The organism is Maribacter arenosus, assembly GCF_014610845.1.
Classification (GTDB): domain Bacteria; phylum Bacteroidota; class Bacteroidia; order Flavobacteriales; family Flavobacteriaceae; genus Maribacter_A; species Maribacter_A arenosus.
The window spans coordinates 87,403-101,407 of sequence record NZ_JABTCG010000005.1; the positions used below are offsets into that span (position 1 = coordinate 87,403).

Consider the following 14,005-nt stretch of genomic DNA (forward strand, 5'->3'; position numbering starts at 1 on the left):
ACAAGACCTCGATGAAATTTCAAAATATCAGCTTATTTTTTCTTTTCGCTATATCAATAAATTGTTTTGGACAAGATACCAATATGGAAAAAAAAGATGTTGCTAAAGGAGAAATGATGGTTCGGATTGCCGAATTGGAAATTGACCCAAATGCTATTAACGAGTACCTTAATATACTAAAAGAGGAAGCAGAAGCATCGGTACGGTTGGAGCCTGGGGTCATTTGCATTTATCCTATGTATCAAAAAGAGAATCCGACGCAAATAAGGCTTTTGGAAATCTATGCCAATAAAGCGGCTTACGAATCACATTTACAAACGTCTCATTTCAAAAAGTACAAAACATCGACCTTAGCTATGGTCAAAGATTTAAAGCTCATTGATATGCAAGCAATTGACCCCGAATCTATGGCCATTATTTTTAATAAACTGAAACAATAACTTAAAAAAATAAAATGAGAACACTTGTAATCGGAATCTTTATAATGCTACTCAGCGCACCTTCTTTTGCACAAGAAGCGACGGTTGAACAAGAGATCAAGGACCTTTCCAAAGCCAAATGGCAATGGATGGCCGATAAAGATGTAGACAAACTTGCGGAACTCTTTCATGACAAGGCCAAGTTCGTGCATATGGGCGGTACTTGGGGAAAAGACAGGGAGGTAGACATCATTAGAAATGGATTCATCCATTACAAAAAGGCGGATGTCCATGAAGTCATGGTGGAAGTCCTTAATGAAAACACCGTTATTCTATGGAACCAAATTACATTGTTGGCGGTCGTTGGTGACAATGAAGTCACTAACCCTTTTATGGTCACGGAAGTCTATGTAAAAGAAGATAGGAACTGGAAATTGGCCGATTTGACATTCTCCAAAGTACTTGTTCGTGGTGGTGAATAGTTTTACGAGGTCTAATAGATTTGTGAACCACTTAATTACTATATTATCAGTATAATATTTGTGCTGAAACAGAATAATTCAATGTCCAGTTAGTTATACATAGAAACCATGAGCAAAATCCATTATCGAATCTTCATTCTATTTTTAATTCTCGTAACCCAAGGTTTTTCACAAACCAACCCTGTAATCGACATTTTTCCTGAAGGCACCATGTTGCATGGAAACATCAATTATAACAATGACACACTACAAAATCACTTGTTGGACATCTATTTACCCTCAATTGCAAAACGGAAAATTCCACTGGTCATTTTTGTGCATGGCGGCGGGTGGTTGGTCAATGATAAGTATGCCGATATTGGCTATATGAAAAAAACGGTGGCAGCTATTCTTGATAAGGGATATGCCTTGGCATCCATAGATTATCGATTTGCGAACCAGGCGATATTTCCGGCCCAAATACAGGATTGTAATCAGGCAGTTTCTTATTTGTATGACCATGCTGATCAATATGGATTTGATACAGATCGTATTGCCGTAATGGGCTTTTCTGCAGGGGGTCATTTGGCTTCGTTGATGGCCTTGTCAATAAATAATGATGTCCCAGACTTTTTTATGCCCGAAACGACAAAGTCATTCGATTTCAAGGCAGTGGTCGATTTTTATGGTCCGGCCGAACTGATTTTATTCCCCCGCGCTGACGACCCCAAATCCCCGGAAGGCTTATTGATAGGGGCTGCCCCACTAACACGTCCCGATTTGGCAAAGGCCGCCAGCCCGGTGACCTATGTAGACAAAAATGATCCACCTTTTTTGATTATACATGGCGAAAAAGATGAAATGGTTTCCCCTAAAAACTCTCAACTCCTGAGTGCCTGGCTGACTGTGGAAGGGGTCGAAAATGAATTGGTCATTGTAAAGGACGCACCTCATTATGGGGAGATGTTCGATGTAGACGAGATTAGAACTAAAGTTTTGGATTTTCTTGGCAAACATCTGAATTGAGTATTCATAGGATTAAGAATATACACTAATTTAAAAGAGCCATGAACGGATAGTACAGCTTAAAAATACGTCGCGTAGTATGAATATATGAACTTACTTCTTTAAAGATATGGTTGCACATGGGTTCTTTTAAAGGAACCAAGACCCTTGAACCTGCCCGATTTTACTTTTCCAGATACCAGTTCGCCCCTCCAGAAATAAGCTTTTCTTTCATGCGTTCCATTTGCTTCCCAAATTCCCCTCCATGTTCGATTTTCAAGAGATTGTTTATCTGATTTTCGAGATTTTGAAAGGGTTTCATACTTCTATCCAGTCCTCCCTCTTTGTTCCTTAGTAGCCATAACCTGCGATGTTCTTTTTGAATCAAGGCCAAGCGTTCTTGCATTTCGGTCAAATGGAAAATTCGTTCCTCACTGGTCCGGTTTTCCTTTTGTTGTCCATAATTTCTAATTTCAGCACCCAAACGAACCATTTCAATGCCATTTCTAAGTTCGTTCCGTATCTCATTGTTAGTTCCATTCGTTGAAGTTATACTTCCCTCATCAATATGCCCATTCAATTCGGTTTCCAAATTATCAAGATGCTTGTTCAAAGCCTCAATTTCAAACATCTTTTTGTTCTCGAACCGTCCTTTTATCTTCTCAATAAAAGCTTCCCCTACGAATTCCGGTAGTTTTTTCTCAATGGCGCTGTAAATAGTATTTTCCAAGACGGGGTCGGCAATACCAAATTGATACGCCATGAAGTTATGGCTCATGTTGGGCAAATGGCTTTCTTCAAAATGGTAAGATCTTCCCATTTCCATAACAACATTTGCAAGTTCTTGATTTTTGTCCTCAAAGATATAGGTGTTCAAATACCTTTTCAAGGGAAGGTTTCTCGAAGTACGACTGTTCCAGCTTATGGCACCGGCGTAAGCAAATCCCGGATAGCTGATAGGTTGGTATTGCCAATGCCCCATATCGCCCCAATCAGTCAACAGCATGCCCCTGGCCCCATTCTTGAGACCACTCAATACGGCATTTTCAATATTTCCCAGCATATTATCCGTCCTGCCTGTTAGGGTCATCCAACTGCTGGTTCCAGGACATACCATAAAATCCAGTCCCTGTTCTTTTATTCCCTTCGTGTTTAGGTCAAAAGGATGCTCCGCTTCATAACCCCATTCCAAAACAGTGATATCCTTAGGGAGCATATCCAAAAGTTCGGGATGTTTTCCTATGATATCGCCCCACATCCAGAATTCTTTACCCTCTGCTTTGGCCAAGTCATAAACTTTCATCACATAATCGAGATAAAGCTGGCCGATTCCTATTTCTTCCGCCAGTGTTGCGTTTTTACATTTGCCCAATTCAAAAGGTTCATCGAGATTGGCATTGAATTTATTGGAGCTGAAATTGGGTAGTAGGTCGTGCATCATTCGTTCGATCAATTCAATGCTTTCCGCATTGGTAGGATCTAAAGTGGTTTTCATTTTTCGCATGGGCATAATGTCATATCCTTCCGGACATTCTGCGAGATGTGCATATTGTTCAGTTTCCAACCAGGGCTGCATATGGCCAAGAGAGTTTTGATTGGGAACAAGCTCAATAAAACGCTCCTTACAATAGGCATCCAATTCCCTAATTTCTTCTGGGGTGATAGGGGTTTCTTTGCCTTCCCATAACTCCTTAAAACTCGGATATCCGAACGAGAAACCTTCAACATAAAGTTGTATATGATTGTATTTTAATAATGAAATGATATCCACAATTTCCTTTAAGGTGTTCATCTTTGGGACTTTATCCCTGCTAATATCAAGCATTACCCCTCTTATGGAGAGATCTGGTTCGTCTTGCACTGTGACGCATTCCATTATTTCCGGAAATTGAATTTTAAGATGATGTAGGGTCACTAAAGCGTAATAAGCCCCCGCTGAACTTGAATACATAATTTCTATCCCAGCTGGCAAAATTCGCAAGGTATAGCCTTCGGTGGCCAAATATTCATTCTTGATAAATTTGATCGGTGCTTCGGATCTGTCTTCATTATTCCCGTTCCCGAGTAACCGGGACACCCAATCCTTTGCTTCGGGTTCATTCGATATGACTTGCCAACGTTGTGGCCATCTAAATTGTCCTTTTTCCGGAATGACTTTTTTGGGTCTGGGAAGCATGGACCATTCACTGATGGAGTCATTTTCAAACTCGAAATGATAAAAGGATGCGTTGCTATCCGACAGGCTCGTTTCTTCTTTTATCAATTCTTCGTTGGCTTTATTATAGCGTGCATTTAAATAGACACCAATTCCGACGATTAAAACGATCAGTCCCAATAGAATATATCCCGTGATTTTGAGTATTCTTTTCATTGGTATTTGTTGTTAGGTTATTGATTTTGTAAACTGTTCATATTTGGCCATTAGTGCCAATCCCTTGGAAGTACACATTCCACGTATAAAAACTATTACCGTGTTGTTCAAAAGGGTATCTTCTGAATATTTGGTATCATAAATAGAATCCCTAGTAAGGCCACTATATAACCGTTGCAGACTTATCCAGATCAATTCTGATTGTATTTCCGGTAAAAACAAGTCTTCCCTGATTCCCCGATCAATTACATCAGTAAAAAATGATAATTCGTTTGCGCCAGATTTAATGATTTCATCTTGCATATCAGGATAATACTTGTTCAGGTCTTGGTAAAACCTGTGGTTTATACCAAACTCCATCTCCAGTACATGGTGTATAAGTTTTAGCAGAGTCTCGAGGGCATCTTTAGATTCAGTACCCAGTTGAACCAAATGATCGAAAAAACGGGAATAATGCAACTGGAGACTTAATCTCAAAAGCTCACTTTTATTACCAATTAACTTGTAGACCGTTTTGGACGAAATGCCGGAAAACGAGGTTATTTCATGAATCGTTGTGGACTGAATACCATTAAGCAGGAATTTTTGCAATGCGAATTCTACTATTTCAGCTTTCGTAATTTCAGTTGTGGGCATGGAAAATATATAAAGAGTTATATTTTCTTTAAATGTAATGGAAAATATACTTCATTCCAAATTTTCCTAATAGATAGAATAATAACAAAAAAGCAAAACCTCTACGTGCCCTTGAGAACCAATGCCTCCTTATTTTCTCAGCTGTAGCCAATGCCACGTATAAGGCAACTGGCAAGCGGCAATATCATCAACCTTTCCTTTCTGATAAGGCTGTGATGCATCTGATTTATAACATCTTCAACAATAGGAATTTGGTTTCAAAATGTTCAATAAGGATTGGTTTGGTCAATTCTTTTATTTCTTCCCCCAGTACATTTGTCTCAACGGCCTTTACCGCCCCAGTTTGCTCAAGTAATCTTGGAACATCAAGAATAGCATGATCCCCTTCTGTTTCCCGAAGATGAAGAAGCACCCCCTTATCACCAGACAAAGGCCTAGCACTAACAAGGATTAAATTCGGTAAATCAAAATCCAATAACGAGCTGGAAACAATATCTTGGGTTTTGTTCGAATCATCCGGTGGAATAACCCGAGAAAGCATTGGAACCCTACTTTCCCATCCAAAACGGGATTCCGAATAGATTTATAAGAGCATCAGTTTTAATCAAAAGTCCTATTCTATAATTCATTACTACATACTACACTTTTCCATAAACCGGTTCAATGAAATTCCCCTTTAAAAACCGCTTGGGATCTATTTGGCTTTGAAGTAGAACCCCACTATTAGCTGATTCGAGCAATAGTTGGGCAGACTGAAGCAATGGGACTGCCGTGGCCATTTGTATAGCCCGCAATTGGTGTTTTCCGACGGTTTGTGGTTGTATTCGTTTGGCAATCTCTCGTCTGTGTAAAATGCCTTTTGTATCCTTACCTTCCACAGCTGCATACAAAATGATCTTATCATCTTCGACGTGTGGAATAGAGGCTTCCATTTTTTGCTGCAAGGTGGAGATATCTTCAAGTGTATTTCCCAAACCGACAAGTTGTTCTTCTACCCATGCATAATGACCGGGATACCGCAAGGTCTTGTAGTCGAGGAAACCCACCTTTTTAGCTAAGGCATCCGGCAGGTCGGCTGCCCCTCCGGAAGTAAGGTCCTCTTCATAGGCAATGCCATCGATAATTATCAGGGCTCTTTCTGACAATGAAGGAAGTCTTGTTTTTTTAAAATTCCGAAGCACTAAGGTATCTTTTAGGTATTCGGTAGCTACCCCGACCGGACTCCAGGTGAATCCATAATAATGTGGGGCAACGGCGTGGTCTGTCAAGGCACCTACCTTAAACTCCAACTTATCCACTTTGTCCACTTCAAAATCGCTACAGAACTGTTGGAAAAGTTGGTTGGCGAGGATATTGATGTAGCCGGGTGCGAGACCCGTTTGAAGCACAAAACCAGTTGAGGCATCCTTTGCCAATGCTATAATTTCATTGGTTTCTGCGACATACTCGGTCAGGTTTGCATAGTGCAGGTGAAAGTCTTTGGCAAGCTTCGCTATTTTTGGGGCCAAGCTACCAGGGAGACAATCTAGGAGTATATCACCCTGTTCCAGGGTTTCTTTCATTTCTGCCGTGATTCCTTTTTCAGGAAGATGAAATGCGGTGATGGAACAGGGTTTGGTCGTACCCTCCTCGATCCATCTGGCCACCTTTAGTGCTTTTGAAAGTGTTCGGTTTCCGATAAAAATGGTAGGCGGAACTCTACTCCATTCCATAAGGAGCAGACCAGCTGCTTCGGCAATACCCCCAGCCCCGGCAATTATGATATTAACGTGCTTATCCATTCCAAAAATATTTAATTATAATCGCGTTTGTCATTGGGAACTCCAACGGTTTTCTTCCTCACTGCTTAAAACGGCTATTATAGAATTATGGATATGGCCAAAAAAACAATTTTAAGGTTCGAAGTGTTACTATGTTTCATTCTTAAATTAAAGCGGTTTTTACTTTTATGGCTTCCAATCCTTCAATATTTTCGCTTACAAGCATATTTTTTGATTTTTCATCTTGAAATACTTCTTTCATATTCTTGACAACTCCATAAGGTATATTACTTCTCTCCAACTTAGCGCTCCAATATTTAGCTGTTTCCGTTTTAAAACAATCCCCGATCATGCTGTTTAATATCTTTCTTTGCATGAGGCGTTGTTCGTTGGTTTCAAAACCAGCAATAGGCAACTGCAAAAGACTACATAGTTTTATAAATTGTTTATCTGTGCCTACAGCTAATACAATAAATGTATTGTCTTTGGTTAGATATAGGTCTCCGTATGGAGCAATATTAGGGTGCTGTGACCCCATAGCTTCAGGGATATGCCCAGCCATTAACCAATTAGTAGCTTGATTTGCTAGGGAAGCCAAAGCACTATTGTACAGTGAAATTTCAATATGTTTTCCTTTTCCCGTTTTTAACTTATTGATTATTGCGCAAAGAATAGCCTCTTTCATATGATGGCTTGCAAGAATATCAATTAAAGCGACAGGCATTTTTACCGGATTACCATTAGGCTCGCCATTCATATACATAAAACCGGTTTCAGCTTGTAAAACTACATCGAAAGCGGGTCTTGAATCCATCGATCCAAAGCCCGTAAGTTCTGCATATATGATGGTTTCATTGTATTCTTTTAAATGGTCATAATCCAATCTTAATTTTTTTGCCGAGTCCGGTTTAAAATTTGAAATAACGATATCGGCTTCTTTTAGGTGCAAGATTAAGGTTTGGTAATCAGATGCATTTGTAAGATCCAGTAGTAGTACTTTTTTTGAATAATTAGCAGCACTATAATATGCCGAAGCAGTTGCATTTTTATCCTCCGAAGGAAGTTTCCATGTTCGGGTTATATCGCCATTGGTGCGTTTATTTTCAATCTTAATGACTTCAGCACCTAATTCCGAGAAAAAAGAACCTGTAAGCGGCCCGGCCAACACGCTTGCTAATTCTACTATTTTAAGGTCTTTAAACATTTTACCTGCCATCTTATTTAATCTTAAACATCCGCGATTTTATATCTGTCTGATAACTTTTAATGTAGGTTCATAAGGTATTTCAATCAAAGGATGCACCTAGAACGCATATGATCTTACCAAGCCTATTTCAATAAGAAATATATCATAGCGAGATTCTATTTCCTTACAAACCAATACTCAACTTTCCCCCTATATCTTCTTTTAAATCCGTAGTAGGATACTAAAAGTGTTTGTCGTTTTCATCACTTATAAAGATACATTTATTTGGCCGTCATTCCGTCATTTTTACAAATCGGTCAACACTTCTGCAGTTTTAAATTTGTTATCCGAATTGTTGACGTTTTTATCTGGAATAAATGATTTGCTTTGATATCCTTAAAAACGCGAAAACCTGTTAATCGCACGATTAACAGGTCATTGGTATAGAATGATACTATAATTTGTCGGGGTGGCAGGATCTGAAATCCTACCCTATTCCCTTATAAATCAATATTTTACAATTCGATTTTCTAAATAGGACACCTAAAAGGACACCTATATAAGCGTTTTGACGCTTTCGTACTTCAAAGATAAAAAAGTTGTATTAGACGAGTACAAATCAGTTCAAATTTAATTGGAAATAAAAATATACTTGATGAGTCTCAGATTAGTGAATTATCAAAACCATGAAGAAGACTCATGAATCGGAAAAATTTTTAAGGATGCTGCGTTTTCAAAAGTTATACATTAAAACCGATATTTTAAGAGAAACCTAAACGCTTTGCAAAAAGCCACGATTTATAAGACATTGATTTTTTGCCGTATATTCTTTTGAGCATTAGAAATAGGGTGTGAACTTTCTTAGCAAATTATTATTGAAATAATCTTCAAAATTAAAGCCTACTCGCTACTCCATTTTGGCCTTAATAATCATAAACGTGTAAGCAGGTAGAACTACCTTCGTCTTGTTTTTACGCAATGCTACTTCACTGGGTTGTGGGCTTATTTTTTTAGGGAATTCAAAGGAATTTACTTCCTCTAAATTGTTGGCGCGTAAAACAAGACCTCTTCCGGAATCCGCTAATTTTTGTCCCTTAAAATCGATGTTCAGTGTTTGATCTTTATCCGAAGTATTGACCAATTTGATCAATACTTCCCTTGAATCGGTATCCTTTGTGGCAGAGGCATATAAATCGTGTTGTCCGGTTAACGGCTTCCCGTTCTCCTGTATGGACAATACGTCCGTACCTCTATGCGTTCCGAACATTTTTTGAACATAGTAATTTGGAGTGCCGTAGGATTCGAGATTGTCGAACCAAATCATATCAGGAGTCCATTGCCAACCTTCCGAGTGCGCCATGAGCGGTGCGTAGGATGTCAGATGAACTACATCGGCGTTCCGTTCCAATCCGGTCATAAAGGCCGCTTCCGATAGGGCACACTCCCAATTATTCTTATTGTCCGGACTTGTTATGGCTACACTTTGAGCTGCGTATTCGCCCGCAAATACTTTTGGTCCGTTACGGTCATAGGTATCGTATCTAGCAGCATTTTCCCTAAACCATTCGGGACTGCTGTAAAAATGCTCATCGACTATTTCTGCATTCAATTTCTTTAATTCCTTCCAGCCATATTCAAAATAATCCCCCTCGGCCGCGGGTCCGCTGCCGGAGACGATAATCATGTTTGGATACTTTGCCTTGATCGCTTTTTCAAAAACCTTATAACGCTCTATGTACACTGAACCCCATTGTTCATTACCGATACCGATATATTTCATATTGAAAGGTTCTGGATGGCCCATTTCATTTCTGACCTGCCCCCAAGGGGTATCGATATCACCATTTGCAAACTCGATTAAATCCAAAGCATCTTGCACATAGGGATCTAAGTCTTCCAAAGGAACCAATTCACCTGTATTGAATTGACAAGCTATTCCGCAACCTAAAATGGGTAATGGCTCGGCCTCCATATCTTCGGCCAACTGAAAATATTCGAAGAATCCTAATCCAAAACTTTGAAAATAATCGGGTGCAGGTCTGTGGGCAAACTCCGTATTCCACCGATTTATCAATAACTCCCTATCGGCAAGTGGCCCTACGGTTTTTTTCCATTGATACCTTTGTGCCAAGGTGCGGCCCTCTACGATACAACCCCCAGGAAAGCGTAAAAACCCGGGATCCAAATCATCCAAAAGCTTAACAAGATCTTTACGCATTCCATATTTTCTTCCCTTCCAAGTATCCTCTGGAAATAAGGAAACCATATCCAGATTGACAGTTCCCGTACCTTGGAACGTAATGGACAATTTGGCTTTTGCCTCGGTTATAGTTGGAGTCAACACCGTATCGTACTTTTTCCAATTACTTCCTCGAATAGATATACTTGTATTTCCCAAATCCTTGCCATCGGCATCAATGAAGGCTATTTTTATTTTTGAAATATTACCTTCACCGATAGCAGCATAAAGAGACATGTTATAGTGCGCACCTTTTTTGATACCCATTCCACGAAATCCTTCGTTTATTAATGAATACCCCTGCTCATCTTCCACTTTTATGCTCACATAATTACGGTTGGTGTTTACCCCGGAATACCTGGTAACATGTGCAAATCCGGATTTTGTATTCATATAGTACTTTTCGCTATTGGGTTCTGTCCAACCCATTTTGGGGTCCTCGAACTCAAAAGAACGGTTTTTTATCATTTCGGCATACAATCCGCCATCGGCTGCAAAGTTGATATCCTCGAAGAAAATTCCGTACATAGTAGGTTGTATTTTGGCAATGGAATTTTTCATATCTACATTTAGAGTTATTTCTTGAGCGGTCGTCGTGCTGATGCAAATAAGTAGCGTTGTGAAACGAAATGCCTTGGATAGTTTAATTTTCATCTGGTTCATCGTAATATATTTAAGCTTTATTCTGCCGTTAGTACCACCCTTTGATATCTAGTCAAGGCAGGAAAACCGGTATCCGTACCTTCCACGATAATATGGAATTGGTCTCCTGTTTTAGCCGTTTCGGGAATTTGTACGGTAGCTATGTTTTCCTTGGATGTCACCTCGGCCTTTCCGCTGCCCGCTTCATCATAGCACCAAGCATTTAGGGCCACAGGATGATTATCGGGGTCTTTGGCGGATAGGGTTAGCGTCAATGTATCTCCAGGTCTGGCACTGATCGACATTCCCCCTTCTACTAAGATTGAAGGGGCATGGTTCGCGTCTTCAAATGACGCTATGCACCAATCGGCACGGGCGGCAAAATCCAATTGCATAGCCCTTATCCATCGGGTCTGTGGATAGCTTTTGTCCATTTCCCCGGTTTCCGGATTTAGGTCCGCTGCCTTGTCCCCATCCTCATAGCGATATGGATTTTCATCGGAAAGGACAAAACGACCGCTCCATCCGCCCCGCGAAGGGTCTTCATAATTGTCGAGCCCGACATCTACGAGATGTAAAAAAGCGGGACTATCACCTTCGGAAATAAAATCATATTTTGAAAAACTACCGCGCTCCGTATTTACAATCTTTAAGATGTCGCCCTCAAAATGATTAGGGTCCCCCGCCTGTTTCTGCCCGTCACCGTAAGAATAGTATTTTTTTAAGAGCGGACCGTGATCGTTGATGATATTCGGCCCCATAAAACTGCCTTCCAAATAGGGTTGCTGACTTTTAGGAACTACACGTTTCCACGGATATGCAAAACACCAAAATTGGTTGGCATTGTAGAATACACGGATATTAGGCCAGTTGGGGCCGATATATTTTTTATAGGTGGCATCTTGATCCATAATGGTATAGATGATCGCTTTTTTTGAAACCTTCTCCTTTATTGCCTCCCAATCCCGGCTTTTTGAATAATCTTCCTCAATCGATTTTAGGGCACGCGCAATGGTATTGGTGCCGCCCCAGGCTTGCAAAAAGATTTCCCGTTCGTCATCATCCAATAATTTTTCGGCGATCAGCTTCGATCCTTCGGTACGTTTCGCCATCTCGCCTTCAAAGTCGATGTTGCCGATACGAACCAAGCTCAATAGTTTATCGGGCGTTGGATAGTTTTCATCATGAAGGATAAGGTTCGGATATACCTTGGCATATTCTGTCAAAAGTTCCTCTATCCATTGCGTACCCGGCCATCTTAAATCCGTCAAATTTTCGCCATAGATATTTCGGGTCATCTCCATTTCGGAGGTGAACTTGGTACCCTTGCCATCCCCTTTCCAATGCCACATGGAGCTGGAATATATCAAACCTTCCGTTTCAAACTCATTGGTATATAAAAGGAATCTAATAAAAGTGTCGACATCATCGATTTCGCCATCGGTGGTCACTATGGTACGAGGTTTTTCGAGCTGTTCCTGGGCTTTTGCGATTCCTATGGAAAATAGGAAGCCGAAAATTAAACTCAATTGTATCGCTCTCTGTTTCATAGGAATGTATAGTGATTTCGTTTGCACTTGCTCCGGTAAATTAATTGGTGTATGTCTTGTCCAAAAACAAATATCGTGCATCGTTCTCGGCTTTTTGCATCTTGCTTTCAGTATCAAGAATCATCACGGGAGGTCGCGGATCATTGGAATCGGATTTGGGCCATTCGGGTAGGTTATCGTCGTTGGGGTTTCCTGTCTTTATAAAATTGGCAAAGTAATCTTGCATGGTTTTCGAAGCTTTATAATCGTCGGCCGTCCATGCGTAATCATCCACCAAATGAAGGTTGCCCATGGCATATTCGATTTCGGCGGCGTGGGGAGCACCAATAGGTTTGGGTGCTTCCGGAGCGTCGGAACTTTTTTCGACAGTACCGCCTGCAAGTCCGGAAGTTAGGCTTTTGTCTCTTAACTCCGGGCGCAACTTGCTGTACAGATACCGATATACGGGTTGATCGCTGTTTTTTCTATGCAGGTCGAACCACTTCCAAGTGCTATAAACGATAAACCGGTCGGAAGCCAGATTAGTGGCCGCCCATTGGAGTTCCTCCTGTGTGCTATGAGGATACAATTCTAGTACTTCTTCGTATTTTTTGGGATAGGCTTCCTGCACTTTTGCGATGAAAACTTCCTTGGTAACTGGTCCCTGGGTAAAGGCCATGCCCGGAATCTCGGCGGAGTTCCATCCGACCAACAACGGAACCTGCGCCTGTTCTTCGGCTTCAAAGATACCCGGAAGGGACTTCGGCAAAAAATACCCATCGATTACCATGGGAAAACCGAAGCGTTTCGACTCATTGTAAATCTCATAGATTTCTCGTGTACTTAATTTCCGAAAATCGGACATACTGGAATACCCCGCATTTTTCAGGAATTCCTCACCTTGTTTTTCGGCCTCAGCCAAAGGAACGGGTGCCATTGTAGGATGGATGGCGGCCCCGCTCTCGCCAATAGCTCCCGCGATCAAATTTTTAGAAAGTGGCGATGCCATTTGTGCGCTCACACCAATGGAACCTGCCGATTCTCCAGCAATGGTCACTTTTTTGGGGTCTCCCCCAAATGCGGCGATATTCTTCTGCACCCATTGCAGGGCCATGTTCTGGTCCAATTGGCCATAATTGCCCGAAGCTTTGTATGGGGCCTCGGCACTGAGTTCGGGGTGGGCCAGATTGCCGAAAACGTTCAATCGGTAATTGGTCGTCACGACGACCATTCCTTTTTTTGCCATACTCTCCCCGTCATAACGCGGTTCGGAGGCATCGCCCGCTACGTTGCCACCGCCATAAAAATAGACCAATACGGGAAGGTCTTTGGTACTGCGTTTAGCGGGAGTCCAGACATTCAGATACAGGCAATCTTCACTGACCCCATTGGAGCGCGACTTCATATCGCCAAATACAAGTGTCTGCATGGGGCGAGGGCCAAAGACCTTGGTCTCCTTTACGCCTTCCCAATTATCCAATGGTTGGGGCGCCTTCCATCGCAGTTCTCCAATGGGCGGTTTCGCAAAGGGAACACCAAAATAGGTCTGAATGCCCGTATGGGTATTGTAATTGCCTTCGATAGTCCCATTTTCGATTTTTACCTGAACGGGAAAGGAGTTTCCGTTCTGGGATATAATCTCTTGATGGATTATCAACATGAACAGGCTTAGGATTAGGCTTTGTTTCATCGGAAAAAGTAAGATTAAATAGTTATTGTCTCAATTTGTTACAATAATACTTTGTTTTTACCAATTT

General features: G+C 41.1%; 11 protein-coding genes. 3 read left to right on the forward strand and 8 right to left on the reverse strand.

What is annotated here, in order from left to right; all coding sequences use genetic code 11:
• Positions 1-11 precede the first annotated feature (11 nt).
• The 3 genes from HPE63_RS14050 to HPE63_RS14060 all read left to right on the forward strand — a co-directional run bounded on the left by HPE63_RS14050 (position 12) and on the right by HPE63_RS14060 (position 1,906).
• The gene (locus HPE63_RS14050; protein ID WP_188314931.1) at positions 12-440 is read left to right on the forward strand and encodes a putative quinol monooxygenase; all 429 of its coding nucleotides are present in this window, start codon (positions 12-14) and stop codon (positions 438-440) included.
• Between the two features lie 14 nt (positions 441-454).
• Positions 455-901 (forward strand): nuclear transport factor 2 family protein, encoded by a 447-nt coding sequence (locus HPE63_RS14055; protein WP_188314932.1) that lies wholly within the window; start codon positions 455-457, stop codon positions 899-901.
• A gap of 108 nt (positions 902-1,009) precedes the next feature.
• Positions 1,010-1,906, forward strand: coding sequence for an alpha/beta hydrolase (locus HPE63_RS14060; RefSeq protein WP_188314933.1), 897 nt, complete (start codon positions 1,010-1,012; stop codon positions 1,904-1,906).
• Between the two features lie 163 nt (positions 1,907-2,069).
• Here HPE63_RS14060 and HPE63_RS14065 read toward each other — a convergent pair whose 3' ends face one another.
• The 8 genes from HPE63_RS14065 to HPE63_RS14100 form a co-directional block, all read right to left on the reverse strand.
• Complete coding sequence (locus HPE63_RS14065) at positions 2,070-4,256, reverse strand: beta-N-acetylhexosaminidase (protein ID WP_188314934.1); 2,187 nt, start codon at positions 4,254-4,256, stop codon at positions 2,070-2,072.
• A gap of 12 nt (positions 4,257-4,268) precedes the next feature.
• Positions 4,269-4,892, reverse strand: a complete 624-nt coding sequence (locus HPE63_RS14070) for a TetR/AcrR family transcriptional regulator (RefSeq protein ID WP_188314935.1) — start codon at positions 4,890-4,892, stop codon at positions 4,269-4,271.
• Positions 4,893-5,118: 226 nt separating this feature from the next.
• Entirely contained in the window at positions 5,119-5,433 is a 315-nt protein-coding gene (locus tag HPE63_RS14075; protein WP_188314936.1) for a hypothetical protein, read from the reverse strand.
• A gap of 97 nt (positions 5,434-5,530) precedes the next feature.
• On the reverse strand, positions 5,531-6,673 hold the full coding sequence (locus tag HPE63_RS14080; RefSeq protein WP_188314937.1) for a saccharopine dehydrogenase family protein: 1,143 nt from the start codon (positions 6,671-6,673) through the stop codon (positions 5,531-5,533).
• A gap of 142 nt (positions 6,674-6,815) precedes the next feature.
• A complete protein-coding gene (locus HPE63_RS14085) occupies positions 6,816-7,868 on the reverse strand; it encodes a CaiB/BaiF CoA transferase family protein (protein ID WP_223198173.1) in 1,053 nt (350 codons plus the stop codon).
• Between the two features lie 877 nt (positions 7,869-8,745).
• Positions 8,746-10,731 (reverse strand): alpha-L-arabinofuranosidase C-terminal domain-containing protein, encoded by a 1,986-nt coding sequence (locus tag HPE63_RS14090; RefSeq protein WP_188315276.1) that lies wholly within the window; start codon positions 10,729-10,731, stop codon positions 8,746-8,748.
• A gap of 26 nt (positions 10,732-10,757) precedes the next feature.
• Entirely contained in the window at positions 10,758-12,269 is a 1,512-nt protein-coding gene (locus HPE63_RS14095; RefSeq protein ID WP_188314938.1) for a DUF1593 domain-containing protein, read from the reverse strand.
• 40 nt (positions 12,270-12,309) lie between these two features.
• On the reverse strand, positions 12,310-13,938 hold the full coding sequence (locus HPE63_RS14100; RefSeq protein ID WP_188314939.1) for a carboxylesterase/lipase family protein: 1,629 nt from the start codon (positions 13,936-13,938) through the stop codon (positions 12,310-12,312).
• Between the last annotated feature and the right edge of the window lie 67 nt (positions 13,939-14,005).

Coding starts and splice junctions, on each gene's coding strand:
- HPE63_RS14050 (WP_188314931.1), top strand. CDS start 12: ATGAAATTTCAAAATATCAGCTTATTTTTTCTTTTCGCTATATCAATA.
- HPE63_RS14055 (WP_188314932.1), top strand. CDS start 455: ATGAGAACACTTGTAATCGGAATCTTTATAATGCTACTCAGCGCACCT.
- HPE63_RS14060 (WP_188314933.1), top strand. CDS start 1,010: ATGAGCAAAATCCATTATCGAATCTTCATTCTATTTTTAATTCTCGTA.
- HPE63_RS14065 (WP_188314934.1), bottom strand. CDS start 4,256: ATGAAAAGAATACTCAAAATCACGGGATATATTCTATTGGGACTGATC.
- HPE63_RS14070 (WP_188314935.1), bottom strand. CDS start 4,892: ATGCCCACAACTGAAATTACGAAAGCTGAAATAGTAGAATTCGCATTG.
- HPE63_RS14075 (WP_188314936.1), bottom strand. CDS start 5,433: ATGCTTTCTCGGGTTATTCCACCGGATGATTCGAACAAAACCCAAGAT.
- HPE63_RS14080 (WP_188314937.1), bottom strand. CDS start 6,673: ATGGATAAGCACGTTAATATCATAATTGCCGGGGCTGGGGGTATTGCC.
- HPE63_RS14085 (WP_223198173.1), bottom strand. CDS start 7,868: ATGGCAGGTAAAATGTTTAAAGACCTTAAAATAGTAGAATTAGCAAGC.
- HPE63_RS14090 (WP_188315276.1), bottom strand. CDS start 10,731: ATGAAAATTAAACTATCCAAGGCATTTCGTTTCACAACGCTACTTATT.
- HPE63_RS14095 (WP_188314938.1), bottom strand. CDS start 12,269: ATGAAACAGAGAGCGATACAATTGAGTTTAATTTTCGGCTTCCTATTT.
- HPE63_RS14100 (WP_188314939.1), bottom strand. CDS start 13,938: ATGAAACAAAGCCTAATCCTAAGCCTGTTCATGTTGATAATCCATCAA.